Source organism: Escherichia sp. E13S3 (assembly GCF_004212325.1).
GTDB lineage: Bacteria > Pseudomonadota > Gammaproteobacteria > Enterobacterales > Enterobacteriaceae > Escherichia.
This window is the reverse complement of the sequence record NZ_RHJR01000007.1, coordinates 395,790-417,846: the sequence shown is the minus strand read 5'-3', so window position 1 is coordinate 417,846 and position 22,057 is coordinate 395,790. Positions and strand designations below refer to the sequence as shown.

Below are 22,057 nucleotides of genomic sequence, written 5' to 3'. Positions count from 1 at the left end.
TCAGACTGAAAGTGAAGTATCCACTCCTGTTCACCCTTCAGTATCAATGGTCGGACTGGATGCTGGCGTGGCGGTCAGATACTGGCTGTTCCGCCAGCGTACACAAGCCAGCGTTGCGCGTGCTGTGGTCATACAGCGAAAGAAAATCGCCTGTCACAAAGCAAATTCAGATGCCAGGTATGTGGATATACAGCGAACGCCGATGTAAACGGCGCTCGTAACATTTTAGCGGCGGGGCACGCCGTTCTTGCCTGTGGAGGGATGGTGCAGTCAGGCCGCTCGTTGAAGCAGGAACCCACCGAAATGATTCAGGCGACAGGCTGAACGTAGCAGGGATCCTCGTCATTCAGGGCGTGGAGGATGTCAAGGCGAGGAATTATTGATCAGTGCACTGACCGGGCTGTCGAAGTGTGATTTCATGGCCTGAGTCGCCGTTTCGACATCTCTGGCACACACAGCGTCGCAGATTTTCTGGTGTAGTGTGATGATGTGATTGCCATACTCTTTTTGATCGCTTTGGGCGTTTAACCCCTCCTGGATGGATTGCCGCAACTGCTGATGTAATGCCTGCAATAACATCATAAAAAGCGGATTTTTTGAGGCAACGGCGAGTAACTGATGGAAGCGGATATCATGGGTGATAAAGCTTTCAACATCATCAAACTGTTCGCGGATTTTTGCCATTTCAGCCCGTAGGTTAGCAAAATCTTCCTCTTCGCCATTACGGGCAGCTGCTTCCACAACGCCCAACTCCAGCCAGCGACGTACTTGAAGAATTTGCTCTGTTGTCACTTGTTCGGTCGCCAGGGCAAATCCAAATACCACGCGCAGCACTTCATCATCAAATTTTTTGATTCGTGGCACTTTACCGCTGTGCGTTTCCAGAATCCCCAGGGCGGCAAGTGAACGATAGGCCTCACGCACAATACCCCGACTGACACCCAATTTCTGAATCAACTGAACTTCACTGGGAACTGGCATCCCCGGTGTCAATTTTTGTTCGGCGATCAGATTAAGAATATGATTTTTGACCTGTGACGATAACGTTACGCTGGTCAATAACGCACTCTCACTCATTTTTACTCCTGTTGTACTTTTTCCTGGTCGGTAAAATCCAGAATACCGGGACTGTATCCTTCATATTTTCCTCCAGAACCCTTGATTATCAATAGACTACTGCGCCTGTGCGCCCGCCATGCAGTGCGAATCAAAGACATATTGCGTCAAAGCGTGACGCAGAAATAGCAAATACACAATTTTTTCGTGACGCCCTTCGCAGTATTGTGCGCTTTTTCTCCTTACCCTGTAAACCTGTTAAACAGGCTTATAGGTAAATGTGATGTGGAAGAGTGATAACGAACTTTTTGCGTTGATGAAAACCCGGCTATTTACCGCCGTGGTTGGCGATATTCTCGACACGCTGGGCTATATGCACCAGTTTGTTTCTCCGGCAATCAAGCCGCTGGATGTGAATATGGTGGTGGCAGGCCGGGCAATGCCGGTGCTGGAGTCGGACGTTTACGAAACCAAATCGACGTCGGGTAAGACGGCGATTGGCGAAAAACCGTTTGGCATCATGTTTGAAGCGCTGGATGCCCTCAAAGAGAACGATGTTTACATCACTACGGGCAGCTCTCTGCGCTATGCGTTGTGGGGCGGGTTGATGTCTACCCGAGCCATGCATCTGAAAGCCGCAGGTGCGGTACTCGATGGTTACGCCCGTGACTCTGCTGAAATTCTTGAACTTAAATTTCCCACCTTTTGTCATGGCACTTACGCACAGGATCAAGGTCCGCGCGGCAAGGTCATCGACTTCGGCGTACCCATTGAATTTCACGGTGTGCGGGTGAATCCGGGCGATATCGTGTTTGGCGATCGTGACGGATTACTGATTATTCCCCAGGTCGTTGAGAAAGAAGTTATTACCCAGGCTCTGGAAAAAGTGGCAACTGAAAGTGAAGTGCGCAAAGCCATCAGTGATGGCATGAGCACGGTACAGGCCTTTGAAACCTTCGGCGTAATGTAAGGAGAGCAACGAATGAAGGCATTAACAATAGAGCAGGGAAGTCAGGCGCGATTTGTTGATATCCCCGAACCTGTCTGCGGGAAAGGAGAAGTGCTTATCAATGTTGAGCGTGTCGGGCTGTGTGGCTCTGACCTCAATACCTGGCGGGGGCTGAATCCGCTGGTTAATTATCCCTGTATTCCGGGGCATGAAATTGGCGGCACGGTGCTGGCAACTGGCGATATGGCGGGTGCGATCAAGCCAGGTGACCGGGTGGTCGTTCTGCCTTGCACTGAGTGTGGTGTGTGCAGCTCCTGTCTGAGCGGTCGTCCTAACGCCTGTAAGAACAACCAAACTCTCGGTGTGCAACGTCAGGGTGGGATGGCGCAACAACTGACGATGCCTGCACATAAAGTCATTGTCTGTAATGCCTTAAGTGTTGATGAGTTAGCGCTGGTAGAACCGCTGGCCGTGGGACTACATGCGGCCAGACGTGCGCAAATTAACGTGGGTGAATGGGTCGCAGTTATCGGTTGTGGGGTAATTGGCCTTGGCGCTATCGCCGCGGCATCCGCCATGGGCGCGCGCGTAATTGCTATCGATATTGATGATCGCAAGCAGAACATTGCCCAAGAGTGCGGTGCGCAACGTTTTCTTAATTCGCAGCAATGTGACGTGGCGGCAGAACTGGCGCTGTTAAATGACGGTCGCGGCCCGGAAGTGGTGATTGAAGCGGTGGGTAATCAACAAACCATTGAACAGGCTACAGGGTTGGTGGCGTTTAGCGGTCGTGTGGTTTATGTCGGTTACGCCAAACAGCCAGTGAGTTATCAGAGTGCGCAGTTCCTGATGAAAGAACTGGATATCCGAGGTTCGCGCAATGCCACCGTGGCAGATTTTCGGGCCGTGCTGGCATTGATGGAGTCCGGGCGTTATCCGGTCAGCAATCTTGTGAGTGCTCACTACCCGCTGGAACAGGCTGATCACGCTTTTAGCGACTGGGCAAGTGATCCCGGCGCGTATACCAAAATCCTCATTGACCTTTAAGGAGACACTTCATGAATGCTTTTTCTTTACATAACAAAACCGCGCTGATTACAGGGGCGGCCAGTGGACTGGGGCTGGCAATGGCCAAATGCATGATAGTCAGCGGGGCGAAGGTCATTATTGCTGACCTGAACGGCGAACTGGCGCAAGCGACCGCCGGAACATTAGGTTCGCAGGCCAGTTGGATACAAATGGATGTCGGGGATACCGCAGCCGCGCAGGAAAAAGTTGATGCGCTTGTTAGCGAACACGGGGCTATCGATATCCTGGTCAATAACGCAGGCAATCACTGCAAAAAACCGATTGAAGAGATGAGCGTCAGTGATTTTGAGTCAGTGCTCGACGTTCACGTGGTCGGTGCATTTGCGTTAACCAAAGCGCTGGTGCCGCATATGAAACAACGCGGTAAAGGCTGTGTGCTTTTTACTGCATCGATGACCTCATTTCTTGGGCAGCCTCTGGTTACTGGCTACAGCGCTGCGAAGTCAGCCTATCTCGGCATGATTCGCGGTATGACCACGGAGCTTGCCGGACACGGGATTCGCGTCAATGGTATTGCGCCTGGCTGGATTGATACGCCGATGCTGCGTAAGGCCATTGAGGGTGATGACGAACGCCGTAACAAAATCCTGGGGCGTACACCGATGAAAAAATTCGGCAAGCCGGAAGATATCGGTTGGGCTGCGGTTTATCTGGCTTCAGACGCAGCGGCGTTTGTCAGTGGTCAGGTGCTGGTGGTCGATGGCGGCGCATTAATCGGCTTCTGATGTACGGAGGAATTATGCGCAAACGTGCGTTAAAGCTTCATGCCAGAGATAACTGCGTGGTCGCGCTGAATGACATCGCCAGTGGCGATGTTGTCTGGTGGGATGGGGGGGAAATGGTGGCCTGTAGTTCCGTCACGCTGGGTCACAAACTGGCCTGCGAAGCGCTGAACAATGGTGATTCGATTCTGAAATACGGCGCCATTATCGGACATGCCACTCGCGATATTGCCATGGGTGAACATGTGCATTCCCATAATCTTGCCAGCAATGCCATCGCCATTTTTCACCATGATGATGCCGGCTATCAGCCAGAGGAAAAAGCATAATGGAAGGTTATGTACGGCAAAATGGCCGACCGGGTATTCGTAATACTGTGCAGGTAATCTTTATGGTGGAGTGTGCCAGCCATGTTGCTAAAAAGATTGCCGAGGGATTTCCTTGTCACGATGTGCAGTATTTTGGTTTTTCAGGTTGTTATCCCAGCGATTACGGCTATCGGCTGGTGAAAAATCTGGCGACTCATAGCAACGTAGGTGGTGTACTGATTATTTCGCTGGGGTGCGAGAATTTCGATCGCCGTCGGCTGGAGCAAGAAGTACGAGAAAGTGGGCGACCGTGCCATACGCTGGTCATTCAGGAAAATAAAGGCACGACCAACACCATTACTCTGGGTAAGCAGTTGGTCGCTGAAATGCTGGAACAGCTTGCGGATGCACCGCGTTGTACTCTGAACTGGAGCGACCTGGTGGTTGGTACTATCTGCGGTGGTTCCGATGGCACCAGTGGTATCACGGGTAATCCGGCAGTAGGACGCGCCTTTGACCAACTGCTGGAGAAAGGGGCTACCTGTATTTTTGAAGAAAGCGGTGAGTTGCTTGGCTGTGAGCAGCATATGATGTCGCGCGCGGGTAGCCCGCAGGCACGTGATGCCATCGAAATGGCAATGACAAAAGCAGAGCGTTATTACAGTTTGATGGGGCTGGGGAGTTTTTCTAACGGTAATGCTGAAGGCGGCTTAACCACTCAGGAAGAAAAATCCCTTGGGGCTTATACCAAGTCGGGCGATGCGCTGATTGCTGGCGTTATTTTACCGACGCAACAAACGCCCTTTCCTGGGCTTTGGTTGATGGACGTGGTGCCTGATGGTGAGCCTCGTTTTGGTTATCCGAATATTAACGATTCCTCAGAAGCACTGGAACTTATCGCCTCTGGCTGTCATATGGTGTTATTTACCACAGGTCGCGGTTCAGTTATTGGTTCAGTGATCGCACCCATTATTAAAGTGTGTAATAACCCACAGACGTGGGAGCATTTATCTGACGATATGGACGTAAATGCCGGACGAGTTATTAGCGAAGGCGCAACGCTCGACGATATTGCAGACGATATTTTGCAGGTGATAGAACATGTCGCCAACGGTCAGCATTGTGCCGCAGAACGACTGGAACATCAGGAATTTGTTTTAACGTATAAAGCATTTGATTACAGCAAAAGTGCAGTCTGTCGGGCAGATCCCCGTTAATCGATAAAGCTCTTACAGGTAATAATAATGAAAAAATTACTGACACCCTTTTTATTTCTTTTCGCTTTATTAAGTCCGATGCTGAATGCCGCACCGGTCACTATCAAAATCGCCTATGAAAGTAACCCCGGCGAGCCAGCGGATACAGTAGTGAAGCACTGGGCAGAACTTGTGAAGAAAAAAAGCAATGGAGATATTGTTTTCGAACTTTACCCAAGTTCACAGTTAGGTTCTAAACAAGATATTACAGAGCAAGCGTTGATGGGGATGAATATTATCACCATCAGTGATGTTGGTTTTTTAACTGACTATGATGCAGACCTGGGAATATTATTTGGGCCTTATTTAACCGACGATCCGCAGAAACTGTTTGCGATTTATGCCAGCGACTGGTTTAAACAGAAAGAACAAAAGCTGCGGGAAAAAGGTGTGCATATTGTCATGAGCAACTATCTGTACGGTACCCGGCAGATCATTGCTAAAAAACCAATTCGTACACCGGAAGACCTGAAAGGAATGAAGATTCGCGTACCGAATAACGTCATGCAGATTAAGGCCATTGAAGCGATGGGCGCAACGCCAACACCGATGCCGCTGGGAGACGTTTATCCGGCGCTGACTCAGGGAATGATCGACGGCGTGGAAAACCCGGTTTCTGTTCTGTATGGGCAAAAACTGCATGAGCAGGCGAAATATCTGTCAATGGTGAACTATCTGACCAATACATCATTATGGTTGGGTGGAGAAGCGTTTTTCAGTACCCTGACACCTGCGCAGTTAGATATTATTCACCAGACAGCGTATGAAGCTGGTTTATATAGCCAGAAAATTACCACTGAGCAGGATGCAGCAATGTTGAAAACCATGCAGGAGCAGGGCGTAGAAATTATCTATCCTGACGTGGCTCCTTTCAAAGAAAAAGCCTTAAAAGTGTACCAACAATTCCCGGAATGGACCCCGGGGTTATATGACACTATTCAGCAACAGCTGAAATAACTTCATGGCACAAGGACAGGTCGGTGTTTCGGCACCGACCGTTAAGAGCAGAGGTGTGTATGCGTCTTTTAGGGAAAGTAATTGAAGTTGCCGCAGTATTAACGCTCTTTATATTGGTAATCATGACCATTGCTGCGGTAATAATGCGTTACTGTTTTAATATGCCATTGCAGTGGACAGAAGAGGTTTCCGGTTTATTAATGATTTGGGTAGTCATGTTTGGTGCGGTTGTTGCTGAACGAGATAATACCCATTTGTCGATTCCATTTTTAGCTGATGCGCTGACACCACGCTGGCAACGTATTTTAACGTTATTTGTCTCTCTGGTATCTATTATTTTACTGATTGTGATGGCCTGGTCAGCATGGAAATTAGCTGCCGGAACAGCATTTAAAACCACGCAAATATTAAAAATATCCTGGTTTTGGATCGATATTGCGGTCACGGTTGGTGCAATCGGTATCGCCTGTTTTACTGCCTTACACCTGATCAAGAAAACACCCAACAAGGAAGGTGAATAATGACCGCATTGAGTGAATTACTGGCGGGAAGTTGGCTGGATAACTGGCTGATGATCATTCCGCTGATGTTCATCTGTTTATTTATTAATATGCCGGTATGGCTGGCGATGTTTTGCGGCATTCTGACCTACTTCCTTTGCTATTCAAACGTACCGTTAATGGTGGCAATTCAGCGTTTGATTGCCACGACGCAAACTCCTTCGCTGTTAGCTATTCCATTTTTTATCTTATTAGGCACGTTAATGAGCTATACCGGTATTGCCGCACGTATTTTGCAAATTGCCAACGTGTTGATTGGCAGAATGCGCGGTGGTCTGGGTGGGGCTAATATTCTGGTCAGTACCATGATGGGCGGCGTCAGCGCCTCAAACCTGGCGGATGCCGCGATGTTATCGCGCATGATGGTGCCGGAAATGGAACAGAAAGGCTATTCCCGTGGCTTTGCGGCGGCGATAACGGCTTGTGGTTCGCTGATTACACCAATCATTCCACCGGGTATTGCGCTGATCCTGTATGGACTGGTGGCGGATGTCTCCATCGGTTCCATGTTTATGGCCGGGATCCTGCCCGGTCTGCTGTGTTCCGCTATGTTGATTGTCACTGTATGGCTGGTGGCTATTCGTCGCGGTTTAAAACCTTCCAGCGAACACTGGCCAAAACCGAAAGAAGTGTCAGTGGCGCTGGTGCAGGCCTGGCCAGCACTGTTTTTAATCGTTGCGGTTATCGGCGGCATTCGGGCAAATATCTTCACGCCAACGGAAGCCGGAGCCGTAGCAGTATTATTGGTGATGTTTATTGGTTTTGTCATTTATCGCGAACTGAAAATCAGCCATGTATTTACTGCGCTCTCTGAGACGGCGCGTTCCACGGCATCGGTCATGTTAATCATTATGGCGAGTGCGGCGCTGGGCTGGATATTTTCCCTTGAGCGGGCAGGTATCACGGTTGCGGAGTTTGTAACTTCTCTGACCGATAATAAATATGTCTTTTTATTGATTATCAATCTATTGCTGCTGGTGCTTGGCATGTTCCTTGAAGGCAGCGCCATCCTGCTGATATTAGTGCCGTTGCTCAAACCTGTGGTGGCGCATTTTGGCATTGATCCGGTGCATTTTGGCATCATCATGATCCTCAACTTATCGTTAGGAACGTTATCACCGCCTGTCGGAACGGTGATGCTGCTGGTGTGTAATACCGTACAGGTTTCTGTCGGGCAATTTATGCGAGAAGCGGTGCCACTACTGATCAGTCTTATTTTACTTCTGTTGGTCATTACCTATATTCCGGCAATATCTTTACTGCTGGTTTGAACAATAAATGTAATACCCTTTGATTGAGTATGACCCCCGTGATTTTTTCGGGGGTATTTTACCAGGAGGCTTTTGCATTATTTTTTCTATGGTCAACCGATGGGGTGTTTTTTAAAATAATTTAGAGTATATGCTGGTTAGAAAACGTTCTGACCAGAAGGCCAGAACGTTGATAACAATATAACGACAGTGATACACACAACGTTCTATCCGCGTGAATAGAATTTAGTTGTAGTTAATTTTGAACAGCACCACGGTATCAAAGGGGCCGGGATCAATGGGTGTGCCGCTTATGGATGACAGCTCTGCCGTATAGGTTTTTTCATAGACCAGCATGTCGCTGGTAAAGTCGGCGTATTCAGAATATTTATTGAATGTATAAGGTGATGAGTTTTCATCCAGCACACGCAGTCGTAGCCCATTACCCACGAGCAGCGCCTGATCGCCTTCCACCAGTGTTTCTTCGGTATAAAACGAAGAACTGACTTTGAAGCCATCAGTGCACTCAGCATTTTGGGTTTTGGTCGTTTTGATAGAGAACGTTTTTGTCATATTGTGACGGCGAATATCCAGCACGTTAAATTTACCAAAATCGATGACCTGATTATTGGGGGTAATGGCGAAGTCGACACTGCAGTCAAGAACGCGAATATTTTCCAGCCCATAGATGTGATATTTCAGGTTTTTAGCCGAGGGATCTTCGTTGACGCTGCCAGCGCCATCAAATTGTACGACAGTGTAATCGCTAAGGGTGCTTTGATAATCGTGTGGCGGCATTTCGCGTAGTTTGACGTACAGGCGCATACGCGCCATGAACGTTCGCGATTTACGGATATTTGCAGGATCACCAGAGCAAATTTTATTTTGCCATCCCATTGCGATTATTTGCTCTGGCGTATACATGTCAATTTTTTTACTGTCGATACATTGGTTAGTATCGATACGGCTTTTTCCGAGGCTGGCGTCATAATCAGAGCCGTTATAGGTTACACCGAGCTGATAGTAACGATCCTGCATGCCGGGGTAGGGGTTTACCCACGCGTATACATGCTCACTTTCGAAATCACCGTTGGTATTGTTATCACAATAGACGGGGATTTTAATATCATCGGATTCCCAGATTTTATCTCCCGGTTTGGCGTTAGCCGGGACGGCGAATGGCATAATCGTTTCTGATTTTTCCACTGCGCCGCCTGAGGCGCCAAAATAACAGTCCAGCGCCAACGCGTTTTTTAAGGGCAGAAATAACAAGCAGGCAATGAGTAACAGTCCTTTGCTTATACTCATTGTTTATCCTCCACCACGCGCTGCATTTTGCATTGCCCCTGACAGTTGAGCGTCGTCATACGTAACGCGCCATAGTCATCCATATAGCCAAGATAAAACTGGTTGCCGTTATAGTTACCCGTACTGGCGATTGCCGAAGCAAAAGGCGCTATGAGCGTACTTTTAAAGCCGGGCAGAATGCCTTTTTTATCGCGGCCAAGATAGGCGATGGTCAGGTAATAAGGGGTCGGGTTTTTCAGGGTAAGCTGATTATTCTGCTGGCTGACCTGTAACTGTAATTCCACATGCTCGCCCGATTTTTTGCGTAATCCGGCGGGCCGCCAGAACAACTTTATACGGCTCTGGATAGCAACCTGAAGAATGGCATGACCGGTTGCTTTTTCCGGGGCAGGGGGGATCTCGCGCAGATTATAGTAAAACAGCGACTCACGATCGGTCGGCAATTGGCTAGTGGAAGATTGCTTGACGATACGCGCCTGCGATGTCGCTTTCGCTTCCAGACGTTGGATTGGCGGCAAGGCTACGAGGAAATCATCGCTTTTATCCCCTTTGTCATTTTCTATCCATGAGTATGCGAGATAGGGAAGTTTATCGCTGCGATTTTCTATCCGCAGGCTGGTCGCTTTATCATTGGCGTTAAACACGATACGAGTGCGATCGGGCTGTAAGGCGGCATTGCTGCATAAGCTCACGATCAGCAGAATAAGGGGCATTCCTTTAAAAATTGTCATTGTCTTTTCCTTAATTAATGACAGGGGAGAATCAGACGTTTACTCATATCTTCCAGGTGCTGAGGAAGCTGAATTAAACAACGCTGTTTATCACCCCAAAGTATTGTGAATCGCTGACTTTCACCCACACCACTTAACCAGGCGTGACCATCTTCCCCCACCATTCCGACGCTGATTCCGCTTCCTTCTTGCCGGATATCGGCGCCGAGTGGCGGGAAATGGCCGCTGGAGTCGCGGATGATGACGTTGATATCTTTTCCAGAACGTGAAGCCAGCGCTTTATAGCCGATCGCGCCTTCCGTCCAGGTTTCTTTGACCACGTTTTCGGATACCGTGACGCCGTCGGGCAAGTCGTTCATATTGACCACGACAGTCGAGGGTTGGTAACTGGAGACAAACGGTACGACCGCAATGCCAAAGCGGTTGGTGTAGTCGAGATTACCCTGAATCGGAATGTCGGCTACACCGTCTGTACTAACCATAAGACGAGGTTCGTTGGTGGAGCTACGGCGATGAAACGCCGCGCCAAAGCGTGTAGCAGTAAAGGAGCCACTCCAGCTGGTGCTGGCAGAGCTGTAATCATTAGCGGCGTACGTGCCAGACAGATCCCACTCGCCCGCAGAACTAAGATGCTGATAATTGCCGCTAACCTGTGCGCCATTGCCAGGTCGGTCAGATTGCAGGCCGGTCGATATTCCCCAACTGTTACGGTCATCCAGGGTATCGTTCCACGACATGCGGTGCGAGGTGCTATTTTTACTGTCCTGCATGTCATAACCAATGCGGCCACCGTCACCAATAGGCAATGAAATGGACAGGTAAATCTGGTTATCACGAGCTTTGTCTTCGTAATGTGTGGTGTTAAATGAGGTTGAGACGGAAATATCTTTCCAGTCACCGATATCAACGTTAAAGCCAGCGGTAATATTGGCGGTTGTGGAGGACTCCGCATTCCACCAGGTTTGACGCAACACGTTGACGTACAGGTTGAGATTCAGCGGTGTAATGGGTTGCCCGGCGGAAAGGCTGATTGTCTTTTTTTCATCCTGAGCATCAGCGTCATTGTATTTATGATCGATATAATTGGCGTAGCTATGGAAATGGCGATCGGAGAAACGATACGCCGCTATCGAAAGAAGACTGTCGGTGGCATCTATCCGTTTACTGTAGTTGAAGCGATAACTGTAACCTTTCTCGTCCGGTTGATTATCAAAACGACTTTTAGCCCAGGTGACGTCGAAGGAGAGCGCCCCCAGCCACAGCATATTTTGCCCGATACCCAGCGCGCCAGAATGATAATCGTCCCCTGCGAGAATCAACCCGCCATACAGTGAAGTATTGGAGAGCATCCCCCAGGAAACTTCATTACTTAAAAATGTTTCGTTTTCAGTATTATGAGACAAAGAAGGACGCGGACGACCCGCTGCAAGTTTATAACGCACCTGCCCCTGGCGGGTCAGAAAAGGCGTTGATGCTGCGGATACCTGGAAATTATTGACCCGACCATCTTCCTCCGCCACTTTGACATCCAGTGTGCCTTGAACTGACTGATTCAGGTCATCAATGATAAACGGGCCAGGCGGGACTTTTTTCTGATAAATGACGCGTCCGGTATGACTTATAGTGACGGTGGCGTTAGTTTGCGCCACGCCGCTAATTTGCGGTGCGTATCCGCGTAATTCCCAGGGAAGCATTCGGTCATCGCTGGTCAGGGCTGCACCGGTATACGAAAAACCGTCAAAAATATTGGAGCTGAGATCGGTTTCGCCAAGGGTTAATCTGGAGCTTATTTGTGGTAGCGGGCGAAACAGATAGGTTCGGGAAATAGCCCCGGATCGATCGTGCACATCACCATTGTCGGATTGGTTGAGCTGGTAATCGCTACGCAACCGCCATGCTCCGGCGTTAATACCCGTTGTACCGTAAGCATTCAGATTGGTATTACTGCTCCCTTCCTGCGGGCGATAAGTGCTGGCAAACAGGTTGTAGTCCAGCAAGATACCCGAAACTCCGGCATCCCATGTTTCAGGCGGCGCCCAGTTGTCGGAATGCCATGCCAGCCAGGCTTGTGGAATCGTGATGTTAAGTTGTTGGTTGGTCTGATCAAACGTAAAGTTGATTTCCGGCAGGCTGCTAAAATCAAAACACTGATTAACCTGCGGCAATGTCTGGCGGATTTTTTCTTTAAGGCCAAATTTACTCAACAGGGAATCATTGATACAAGGAATTGTTTTGTCGTTGGCTTTTTGCCAGCGAATAGTTTGCCCGCTGCTGATTTGAATATTATTAACAACGACGCTAACAAAATAATCACCGGGAACGATAGCGCCTTTTTCATTGAGCAGAGAAATATCAACGCTATCGCGCATCGATTTATCAAGGACGTTAAGGTTAAACTCCACTGCCAATGCAGAGGGGATAGCCATCGTCAGGCAGGATAAAACAGAAAGTCGGTAAATATTCACGGCATCCATACCTGATAAATATTTGAAGAAAGGCGGCTAACTTGCCGCCGTAATACGTATAACCACACACGCTGTCATATGTACAGATTAATCAATGACGACGCGGTGATTATTTATAATCCAGCACATAGGTCGCGTTGGCAGTGACTTCACCCGCCGTCACGGGAATACCGTTATCAATCTGCTCCATCCAGGCGAAGAAGTTCAGAGTTTGTTCTGTGGCTGTTGGTTCCAGCCCAATATCTGGACTTTCTGAACCCAGAGTGATGTTGGACTGGTCTTTGTTCATTAAGCGCACGCCAACACCTGTGGCCTCACCAGCACTGGTGTTACTGAGCATCGGGGAGGCTCCCATTGTTTTCGCTGAACTGTCAAAGGTTACCGAGACTTTTGATACTGCGGTACCTGAACCGTTATCGGAACTTGGCAGGTCACAGTTAACTAAATGAATATCGACAGGCGTTAATGCACTGTGATGATCCTGGTTGATGCGGTTCTTGGTCACCTCACCAAGATTTACTTGTTTATCAATGTCTTCTTGCTTAATTTCACAAGGTGCTTCAATAACTTCACCTTTAAAGTGAATTTCACCAGAGCCTTCATTTGCAGCATAAACAGGGGCTGAAATTAACAGAGATACGGCCAGCGCCGCCAGTGTTTTTTGTCCTTTAAACATAACGGAGTCCTTAGAGGAAATAGAAAAAGTATAGCGATACCAGAATAACTTACTTGAATATCAAATGTTTTTAGTTTTATTTAAAAACATTGTTAACTGTATTAAATACAAGGCTAATTAATTGATGTGGTGAATTAATTTTTTAATGAAAAGGATGCGGGTTTATTAGAGATTTCCCTCATTTTCATGAAGTTAAAAATGTTGCTGTCTGGAAGGGGTAATAAAAAATCATTAAATTGCTCATAAAATGAGTAGTGTTATTTTTTTTACAATATCTATGTTGGTCCGATAATGGATTTTATCTTTACAATTTTTTGTGTTTAGGCAAATAAAAATAACCCGCCATAGAAAAGACGGGTTAGAAGGATTTACTGTCAGGCAATCAATGGTTAACGCTTGATATCGCTTTTAAAGTCGCGTTTTTCGTAACCAGTGTAAAGCTGACGCGGACGGGCAATTTTCATTCCTTCGCTGTGCATTTCGCTCCAGTGAGCAATCCAGCCAACGGTACGTGCCATCGCAAAGATGACCGTGAACATGGAAGACGGAATACCCATCGCTTTCAGGATGATACCCGAGTAGAAATCGACGTTCGGGTACAGTTTCTTCTCGATAAAGTACGGGTCGTTCAGAGCGATGTTTTCCAGCTCCATGGCCACTTCCAGCAGGTCATCTTTGGTACCCAGCTCTTTCAGCACTTCATGGCAGGTTTCACGCATGACAGTGGCGCGCGGGTCGTAGTTTTTGTACACACGGTGACCGAAGCCCATCAGACGGAAAGAGTCATTTTTGTCTTTCGCACGACGAACAAATTCCGGAATGTGTTTAACCGAGCTGATTTCTTCCAGCATTTTCAGTGCAGCTTCGTTGGCGCCGCCGTGTGCTGGTCCCCACAGAGAGGCAATACCTGCTGCGATACAGGCAAACGGGTTCGCGCCCGAAGAACCTGCGGTACGTACGGTAGAAGTAGAGGCGTTCTGTTCGTGGTCAGCGTGCAGGATCAGAATGCGGTCCATAGCACGTTCCAGAATTGGATTGACTTCATACGGTTCGCACGGCGTGGAGAACATCATATGCAGGAAGTTACCGGCGTAGGAGAGGTCATTACGCGGGTAAACAAATGGCTGCCCGATGGAATATTTGTAGCACATTGCTGCCATGGTCGGCATTTTCGACAACAGGCGGAACGCGGCGATTTCACGATGGCGCGGGTTATTGACGTCCAGAGAGTCATGATAAAACGCCGCCAGCGCACCGGTAATACCGCACATGACCGCCATCGGATGCGAGTCACGACGGAAAGCGTGGAACAGACGGGTGATCTGTTCGTGGATCATGGTATGACGAGTTACTGTAGTTTTGAATTCGTCATACTGTTCCTGGGTTGGTTTTTCACCATTCAACAGGATGTAGCAAACTTCCAGGTAGTTAGAATCGGTTGCCAGCTGATCGATCGGGAAGCCACGATGCAGCAAAATACCTTCATCACCATCAATAAAAGTAATTTTAGATTCGCAGGATGCTGTTGAAGTGAAACCAGGGTCAAAGGTGAATACGCCTTTTGAACCAAGCGTACGGATATCGATAACATCTTGACCTAGCGTGCCTTTCAGCACATCCAGTTCAACAGCTGTGTTCCCATTGAGGGTGAGTTTTGCTTTTGTATCAGCCATTTAAGGTCTCCTTAGCGCCTTATTGCATAAGACTGCCGGAACTTAAATTTGCCTTCGCACATCAACCTGGCTTTACCCGTTTGTTATTTGGCTCGCCGCTCTGTGGGAGAGAGGAAACCTGGGTACAGAGCTCTGGGCGCTTGCAGGTAAAGAATTCATTGATGACGAATAAACGGCGAATCAAGCACTTAGCAATCCGAATTATTAAACCTGTCTATCACTAATAACTGTCTCGAATGGATTGGTCAATACTTCCACACTGTTACATAAGTTAATCTCAGGTGAAATAGTGACCCCATAACTTTTACGCATTATATGCTTTTCCTGGTAATGTTTGTAACAACTTTGTTGAATGATTGTCAAATGTGATGGTTAAAAATTAAATAAATGTTGTTATCGTGACCCAGATCACTGTTCCGGATAAAACCAGACAAACTATATGTAGGTTAATTGTAATGATTTTGTGAACAGCCTATACTGCCGCCAGGTCTCCGGAACACCCTGCAATCCCGAGCCACCCAGCGTTGTAACGTGTCGTTTTCGCATCTGGAAGCAGTGTTTTGCATGACGCGCAGTTATAGAAAGGACGCTGTCTGACCCGCAAGCAGACCGGAGGAAGGAAATCCCGACGTCTCCAGGTAACAGAAAGTTATCCTCTGTACCCGTAGTCCCCAGGGAATAATAAGAACAGCATGTGGGCGTTATTCATGATAAGAAATGTGAAAAAACAAAGACCTGTTAATCTGGACCTACAGACCATCCGGTTCCCCATCACGGCGATAGCGTCCATTCTTCATCGCGTTTCCGGTGTGATTACGTTTGTTGCAGTGGGCATCCTGCTGTGGCTTCTGGGTACCAGCCTCTCTTCCCCTGAAGGTTTCGAGCAAGCTTCCGCCATTATGGGCAGCTTCTTCGTGAAATTTATCATGTGGGGCATCCTTACCGCTCTGGCATATCACGTCGTCGTAGGTATTCGCCACATGATGATGGATTTTGGCTATCTGGAAGAAACATTCGAAGCGGGTAAACGCTCTGCCAAAGTCTCTTTTGTCATTACTATCGTGCTTTCAATTCTTGCAGGAGTCCTCGTATGGTAAGCAACGCTTCCGCATTAGGACGCAATGGCGTACATGATTTCATCCTCGTTCGCGCTACTGCTCTCGTCCTGACGCTTTACATCATTTATATGGTCGGTTTTTTTGCTATCAGTGGCGAACTGACATATGACGTCTGGAGTGGTTTCTTTGCCTCTGCGTTCACTAAAGTCTTCACTCTGCTGGCACTGTTTTCCATTTTGATCCATGCCTGGATCGGCATGTGGCAGGTGTTGACCGACTACGTTAAACCATTGGCCGTGCGCCTGATTCTGCAACTGGTGATTGTCGTTGCACTGGTGGTTTACGTGATTTATGGATTCGTTGTGGTGTGGGGTGTGTGATGAAATTGCCAGTCAGAGAATTTGATGCAGTTGTGATTGGTGCCGGAGGCGCAGGTATGCGCGCGGCGCTACAAATTTCCCAGAGCGGCCAGACCTGTGCGCTGCTATCTAAAGTTTTCCCGACCCGTTCCCATACCGTGTCTGCGCAGGGCGGTATTACCGTTGCGCTGGGTAACACCCATGAAGATAACTGGGAATGGCATATGTACGACACCGTAAAAGGGTCGGACTATATCGGTGACCAGGACGCGATTGAATATATGTGTAAAACCGGGCCGGAAGCGATTCTGGAGCTGGAACACATGGGCCTGCCGTTCTCGCGTCTTGATGATGGTCGTATCTATCAACGTCCGTTTGGCGGCCAGTCGAAAAACTTCGGCGGCGAGCAGGCGGCACGTACTGCGGCGGCTGCTGACCGTACCGGTCACGCACTGCTGCACACGCTTTATCAGCAGAACCTGAAAAACCACACCACTATTTTCTCCGAATGGTACGCGCTGGATCTGGTGAAAAACGCCGATGGCGCGGTGGTCGGTTGTACCGCACTGTGCATCGAAACCGGTGAAGTGGTTTACTTCAAAGCTCGCGCGACTGTGCTGGCGACTGGCGGGGCAGGGCGTATTTATCAGTCCACCACCAACGCCCACATTAACACTGGCGACGGTGTCGGCATGGCTATCCGTGCAGGCGTACCGGTACAGGATATGGAAATGTGGCAGTTCCACCCGACCGGTATTGCCGGTGCGGGCGTACTGGTCACCGAAGGTTGCCGTGGTGAAGGCGGTTATCTGCTGAACAAACATGGCGAACGCTTTATGGAGCGTTATGCGCCGAACGCCAAAGACCTGGCGGGCCGTGACGTGGTGGCGCGTTCCATCATGATCGAAATCCGTGAAGGTCGCGGTTGTGATGGTCCGTGGGGGCCACACGCAAAACTGAAACTCGACCACCTGGGTAAAGAAGTTCTTGAATCCCGTCTGCCGGGCATCCTTGAACTCTCCCGCACCTTCGCTCACGTTGATCCGGTGAAAGAGCCGATTCCGGTAATCCCAACCTGTCACTACATGATGGGCGGTATTCCGACCAAAGTGACCGGTCAGGCGCTGACCGTGAACGAGAAAGGCGAAGATGTGGTGATCCCTGGGCTGTTCGCGGTAGGTGAAATTGCCTGCGTATCCGTACACGGCGCAAACCGTCTGGGCGGCAACTCGCTGCTGGACCTGGTGGTATTTGGTCGTGCGGCTGGCCTGCATCTGCAAGAGTCTATCGCCGAGCAGGGCGCACTGCGCGATGCCAGCGAGTCTGATGTTGAAGCTTCTCTCGATCGTCTGAACCGCTGGAACAACAACCGTAACGGTGAAGATCCGGTGGCGATTCGTAAAGCACTGCAAGAATGTATGCAGCATAACTTCTCGGTCTTCCGTGAAGGTGATGCGATGGCGAAAGGGCTTGAGCAGTTGAAAGTGATCCGCGAGCGTCTGAAAAATGCCCGTCTGGATGACACTTCAAGTGAGTTCAACACCCAGCGCGTTGAGTGCCTGGAATTGGATAACCTGATGGAAACGGCGTATGCAACGGCTGTTTCTGCCAACTTCCGTACCGAAAGCCGTGGCGCGCATAGCCGCTTCGACTTCCCGGATCGCGATGATGAAAACTGGCTGTGCCACTCCCTGTATCTGCCAGAGTCGGAATCCATGACGCGCCGAAGCGTCAACATGGAACCGAAACTGCGCCCGGCATTCCCGCCGAAGATTCGTACTTACTAATGCGGAGACAGGAAAATGAGACTCGAGTTTTCAATTTATCGCTATAACCCGGATGTTGATGATGCTCCGCGTATGCAGGATTACACCCTGGAAGCGGATGAAGGTCGCGACATGATGCTGCTGGATGCGCTTATCCAGTTGAAAGAGAAAGATCCCAGCCTGTCGTTCCGTCGCTCCTGTCGTGAAGGGGTATGTGGTTCCGACGGTCTGAACATGAACGGTAAGAATGGTCTGGCCTGTATTACCCCAATTTCGGCACTCAACCAGCCGGGTAAGAAAATTGTAATTCGCCCGTTACCTGGTTTACCGGTTGTCCGCGATTTGGTGGTAGACATGGGACAATTCTATGCGCAATATGAGAAAATCAAACCTTACCTGTTGAATAATGGGCAAAATCCGCCAGCTCGTGAGCATTTACAGATGCCAGAGCAGCGCGAAAAACTCGACGGGCTGTATGAATGTATTCTCTGCGCATGTTGTTCAACCTCTTGTCCGTCTTTCTGGTGGAATCCCGATAAGTTTATCGGCCCGGCAGGCTTGTTAGCGGCATATCGTTTCCTGATCGATAGCCGTGATACCGAGACTGACGAGCGCCTCGACGGTTTGAGTGATGCATTCAGTGTATTCCGCTGTCACAGCATCATGAACTGCGTCAGTGTATGTCCGAAAGGGCTGAACCCGACGCGCGCCATCGGCCATATCAAGTCGATGTTGTTGCAACGTAATGCATAAACCCCGGGCCTGATAAGACGCGCAAGCGTCGCATCAGGCAACCAGAGCCGGATGCGGCGTGAACGCCTTATCCGGCCTACAAATCATTACCCGTAGGCCTGATAAGCGCAGTGCATCAGGCGTAACAAAGAAATGCAGGAAATCTTTAAAAACTGCCCCTGACACTAAGACAGTTTTTAAAGGTTCCTTAGCGGACGCAGAAAACACGACAAGTCCGCAACAAGTGAACCCCGGCACGCACATCTGATATGAAATGTGCGTGGTAGTATCCACGGCGAAGTAAGCATAAAAAAGATGCTTAAGGGATCACGATGCAGAACAGCGCTTTGAAAGCCTGGTTGGACTCTTCTTACCTCTCTGGCGCAAACCAGAGCTGGATAGAACAGCTCTATGAAGACTTCTTAACCGATCCTGACTCGGTTGACGCTAACTGGCGTTCGACGTTCCAGCAGTTACCTGGTACGGGAGTCAAACCGGATCAATTCCACTCTCAAACGCGTGAATATTTCCGCCGCCTGGCGAAAGACGCTTCACGTTACTCTTCAACGATCTCCGACCCTGACACCAATGTGAAGCAGGTTAAAGTCCTGCAGCTCATTAACGCATACCGCTTCCGTGGTCACCAGCATGCGAATCTCGATCCGCTGGGACTGTGGCAGCAAGATAAAGTGGCCGATCTGGATCCGTCTTTCCACGATCTGACCGAAGCAGACTTCCAGGAGACCTTCAACGTCGGTTCATTTGCCAGCGGCAAAGAAACCATGAAACTCGGCGAGTTGCTGGAAGCTCTCAAGCAAACCTACTGCGGCCCGATTGGCGCCGAGTATATGCACATTACCAGCACCGAAGAAAAACGCTGGATCCAACAGCGTATCGAGTCTGGTCGCGCGACTTTCAATAGCGAAGAGAAAAAACGCTTCTTAAGCGAACTGACCGCCGCTGAAGGCCTTGAACGTTACCTCGGTGCAAAATTCCCTGGCGCAAAACGCTTCTCGCTGGAAGGCGGTGACGCGTTAATCCCGATGCTTAAAGAGATGATCCGCCACGCGGGCAACAGCGGCACCCGCGAAGTGGTTCTCGGGATGGCGCACCGTGGTCGTCTGAACGTGCTGGTAAACGTGCTGGGTAAAAAACCGCAAGACTTGTTCGACGAGTTTGCCGGTAAACATAAAGAACACCTCGGCACAGGCGACGTGAAATACCACATGGGCTTCTCGTCTGACTTCCAGACCGATGGCGGCCTGGTGCACCTGGCGCTGGCGTTTAACCCGTCTCACCTTGAGATTGTAAGCCCGGTAGTTATCGGTTCTGTTCGCGCTCGTCTGGACAGACTTGATGAGCCGAGCAGCAACAAAGTGCTGCCAATCACCATTCATGGTGACGCCGCAGTAACCGGGCAGGGCGTGGTTCAGGAAACCCTGAACATGTCGAAAGCGCGTGGTTATGAAGTTGGCGGTACGGTACGTATCGTTATCAACAACCAGGTTGGCTTCACCACCTCTAACCCGCTGGATGCTCGTTCGACGCCGTACTGTACTGATATCGGTAAGATGGTTCAGGCACCGATTTTCCACGTTAACGCGGACGATCCGGAAGCCGTTGCCTTTGTGACCCGTCTGGCGCTCGATTTCCGTAACACCTTTAAACGTGATGTCTTCATCGACCTGGTATGCTACCGCCGTCACGGCCACAACGAAGCCGACGAGCCGAGCGCAACCCAGCCGCTGATGTATCAGAAAATCAAAAAACATCCAACGCCGCGCAAAATCTACGCTGACAAGCTGGAGCAGGAAAAAGTCGCGACGCTGGAAGATGCCACCGAGATGGTTAACCTGTACCGCGATGCGCTGGATGCTGGCGATTGCGTTGTAGCAGAGTGGCGTCCGATGAACATGCACTCTTTCACCTGGTCGCCGTACCTCAACCACGAATGGGACGAAGAGTACCCGAACAAAGTTGAGATGAAGCGCCTGCAGGAACTGGCTAAACGCATCAGTACGGTGCCGGAAGCGGTTGAAATGCAGTCTCGCGTTGCCAAGATTTATGGCGATCGCCAGGCGATGGCTGCCGGTGAGAAACTGTTCGACTGGGGCGGTGCGGAAAACCTCGCTTACGCCACGCTGGTTGACGAAGGCATTCCGGTTCGTCTGTCTGGTGAAGACTCCGGTCGCGGTACGTTCTTCCACCGCCACGCGGTGATCCATAACCAGTCTAACGGTTCCACTTACACGCCGCTGCAACATATCCATAACGGCCAGGGCGCGTTCCGTGTCTGGGACTCCGTACTGTCTGAAGAAGCAGTGCTGGCGTTTGAATACGGTTATGCCACCGCAGAACCACGCACCCTGACCATCTGGGAAGCGCAGTTCGGTGACTTCGCCAACGGCGCACAGGTGGTTATCGACCAGTTCATCTCCTCTGGCGAACAGAAATGGGGCCGGATGTGTGGCCTGGTGATGTTGCTGCCGCACGGTTACGAAGGGCAGGGGCCGGAGCACTCCTCCGCGCGTCTGGAACGTTATCTGCAACTTTGTGCTGAGCAAAACATGCAGGTTTGCGTACCGTCTACCCCGGCACAGGTTTACCACATGCTGCGTCGTCAGGCGCTGCGCGGGATGCGTCGTCCGCTGGTCGTGATGTCGCCGAAATCCCTGCTGCGTCATCCGCTGGCGGTTTCCAGCCTCGAAGAACTGGCGAACGGCACCTTCCTGCCCGCCATCGGTGAAATCGACGAGCTTGATCCGAAGGGCGTGAAGCGCGTAGTGATGTGTTCTGGTAAGGTTTATTACGACCTGCTGGAACAGCGTCGTAAGAACAATCAACACGATGTCGCCATTGTGCGTATCGAGCAACTCTACCCGTTCCCGCATAAAGCGATGCAGGAAGTGTTGCAGCAGTTTGCTCACGTCAAGGATTTTGTCTGGTGCCAGGAAGAGCCGCTCAACCAGGGCGCATGGTACTGCAGCCAGCATCATTTCCGTGAAGTGATTCCGTTTGGGGCTTCTCTGCGTTATGCAGGCCGCCCGGCCTCCGCCTCTCCGGCGGTAGGGTATATGTCCGTTCACCAGAAACAGCAACAAGATCTGGTTAATGACGCGCTGAACGTCGAATAAATAAAGGA

20 protein-coding genes and 1 pseudogene are annotated in these 22,057 nt (G+C 49.8%); 14 read left to right on the top strand and 7 right to left on the bottom strand.

All coding sequences use genetic code 11. The annotated features are described in order from the left end of the window. Positions 1-63: 63 nt before the first annotated feature. Positions 64-324 (top strand): annotated as a pseudogene (locus D9597_RS09980) (transposase); the annotation flags it as partial. Positions 325-363: 39 nt separating this feature from the next. Here the strand turns inward: D9597_RS09980 and D9597_RS09975 are convergent. After that, positions 364-1,077 (bottom strand): FadR/GntR family transcriptional regulator, encoded by a 714-nt coding sequence (locus D9597_RS09975; RefSeq protein WP_130209844.1) that lies wholly within the window; start codon positions 1,075-1,077, stop codon positions 364-366. A gap of 262 nt (positions 1,078-1,339) precedes the next feature. On the opposite strand from D9597_RS09975, the gene D9597_RS09970 reads away from it, so the two are divergent. From D9597_RS09970 to D9597_RS09935, 8 genes are read left to right on the top strand one after another with little or no spacing between them, the layout of a single operon-like run. Further along, positions 1,340-2,026, top strand: a complete 687-nt coding sequence (locus D9597_RS09970) for an RraA family protein (RefSeq protein ID WP_033546392.1) — start codon at positions 1,340-1,342, stop codon at positions 2,024-2,026. 12 nt (positions 2,027-2,038) lie between these two features. After that, positions 2,039-3,052: a zinc-binding alcohol dehydrogenase family protein gene (locus D9597_RS09965; protein ID WP_000646084.1), complete on the top strand. Its 1,014-nt coding sequence runs from the start codon at positions 2,039-2,041 to the stop codon at positions 3,050-3,052. Positions 3,053-3,063: 11 nt separating this feature from the next. Further along, positions 3,064-3,819 carry an SDR family NAD(P)-dependent oxidoreductase gene (locus D9597_RS09960; protein ID WP_130222253.1) on the top strand — a complete coding sequence of 252 codons (756 nt, stop codon included), beginning with the start codon at positions 3,064-3,066 and terminating at the stop codon, positions 3,817-3,819. Between the two features lie 14 nt (positions 3,820-3,833). Then, entirely contained in the window at positions 3,834-4,145 is a 312-nt protein-coding gene (locus tag D9597_RS09955; RefSeq protein ID WP_130215002.1) for a UxaA family hydrolase, read from the top strand. Continuing rightward, positions 4,145-5,341: a UxaA family hydrolase gene (locus D9597_RS09950; protein ID WP_130222252.1), complete on the top strand. Its 1,197-nt coding sequence runs from the start codon at positions 4,145-4,147 to the stop codon at positions 5,339-5,341. Before D9597_RS09955 ends, D9597_RS09950 begins: the two co-directional genes overlap by 1 nt. A 27-nt stretch (positions 5,342-5,368) precedes the next feature. Further along, the gene (locus tag D9597_RS09945; protein WP_130222251.1) at positions 5,369-6,337 is read left to right on the top strand and encodes a C4-dicarboxylate TRAP transporter substrate-binding protein; all 969 of its coding nucleotides are present in this window, start codon (positions 5,369-5,371) and stop codon (positions 6,335-6,337) included. A gap of 59 nt (positions 6,338-6,396) precedes the next feature. Beyond that, positions 6,397-6,858 carry a TRAP transporter small permease gene (locus D9597_RS09940; RefSeq protein ID WP_130222250.1) on the top strand — a complete coding sequence of 154 codons (462 nt, stop codon included), beginning with the start codon at positions 6,397-6,399 and terminating at the stop codon, positions 6,856-6,858. Further along, a complete protein-coding gene (locus D9597_RS09935) occupies positions 6,858-8,168 on the top strand; it encodes a TRAP transporter large permease (protein WP_130222249.1) in 1,311 nt (436 codons plus the stop codon). The genes D9597_RS09940 and D9597_RS09935 overlap by 1 nt, the downstream gene beginning before the upstream one ends. A gap of 225 nt (positions 8,169-8,393) precedes the next feature. Here D9597_RS09935 and D9597_RS09930 read toward each other — a convergent pair whose 3' ends face one another. The 6 genes from D9597_RS09930 to D9597_RS09905 form a co-directional block, all read right to left on the bottom strand. Then, on the bottom strand, positions 8,394-9,455 hold the full coding sequence (locus tag D9597_RS09930) for a fimbrial protein (protein ID WP_130214992.1): 1,062 nt from the start codon (positions 9,453-9,455) through the stop codon (positions 8,394-8,396). Further along, positions 9,452-10,186, bottom strand: coding sequence for a molecular chaperone (locus D9597_RS09925; RefSeq protein WP_130222248.1), 735 nt, complete (start codon positions 10,184-10,186; stop codon positions 9,452-9,454). The genes D9597_RS09930 and D9597_RS09925 overlap by 4 nt, the downstream gene beginning before the upstream one ends. 14 nt (positions 10,187-10,200) lie before the next feature. Next, a complete protein-coding gene (locus D9597_RS09920) occupies positions 10,201-12,660 on the bottom strand; it encodes a fimbria/pilus outer membrane usher protein (protein WP_165383542.1) in 2,460 nt (819 codons plus the stop codon). 100 nt (positions 12,661-12,760) lie between these two features. Beyond that, the gene (locus tag D9597_RS09915) at positions 12,761-13,327 is read right to left on the bottom strand and encodes a fimbrial protein (RefSeq protein WP_130214986.1); all 567 of its coding nucleotides are present in this window, start codon (positions 13,325-13,327) and stop codon (positions 12,761-12,763) included. A gap of 389 nt (positions 13,328-13,716) precedes the next feature. Beyond that, a complete protein-coding gene (gltA, locus tag D9597_RS09910; protein ID WP_130214984.1) occupies positions 13,717-15,000 on the bottom strand; it encodes a citrate synthase in 1,284 nt (427 codons plus the stop codon). A 204-nt stretch (positions 15,001-15,204) separates the two neighbouring features. Further along, positions 15,205-15,312, bottom strand: coding sequence for a hypothetical protein (locus D9597_RS09905; RefSeq protein WP_130222246.1), 108 nt, complete (start codon positions 15,310-15,312; stop codon positions 15,205-15,207). A gap of 380 nt (positions 15,313-15,692) precedes the next feature. Here D9597_RS09905 and sdhC point away from each other — a divergent pair, with 380 nt between their 5' ends. The 5 genes from sdhC (at position 15,693) to sucA (ending at position 22,049) form a co-directional block, all read left to right on the top strand. Next, positions 15,693-16,097, top strand: coding sequence for a succinate dehydrogenase cytochrome b556 subunit (gene sdhC, locus D9597_RS09900; RefSeq protein ID WP_165383541.1), 405 nt, complete (start codon positions 15,693-15,695; stop codon positions 16,095-16,097). Then, the gene (sdhD, locus tag D9597_RS09895; RefSeq protein WP_130222245.1) at positions 16,091-16,438 is read left to right on the top strand and encodes a succinate dehydrogenase membrane anchor subunit; all 348 of its coding nucleotides are present in this window, start codon (positions 16,091-16,093) and stop codon (positions 16,436-16,438) included. The genes sdhC and sdhD overlap by 7 nt, the downstream gene beginning before the upstream one ends. After that, the gene (sdhA, locus tag D9597_RS09890; protein ID WP_130222244.1) at positions 16,438-18,204 is read left to right on the top strand and encodes a succinate dehydrogenase flavoprotein subunit; all 1,767 of its coding nucleotides are present in this window, start codon (positions 16,438-16,440) and stop codon (positions 18,202-18,204) included. Before sdhD ends, sdhA begins: the two co-directional genes overlap by 1 nt. Before the next feature lie 15 nt (positions 18,205-18,219). Continuing rightward, positions 18,220-18,936 carry a succinate dehydrogenase iron-sulfur subunit SdhB gene (gene sdhB, locus D9597_RS09885; protein ID WP_064528883.1) on the top strand — a complete coding sequence of 239 codons (717 nt, stop codon included), beginning with the start codon at positions 18,220-18,222 and terminating at the stop codon, positions 18,934-18,936. Between the two features lie 311 nt (positions 18,937-19,247). Further along, positions 19,248-22,049, top strand: coding sequence for a 2-oxoglutarate dehydrogenase E1 component (gene sucA, locus D9597_RS09880; protein ID WP_001181473.1), 2,802 nt, complete (start codon positions 19,248-19,250; stop codon positions 22,047-22,049). Positions 22,050-22,057: the final 8 nt, after the last annotated feature.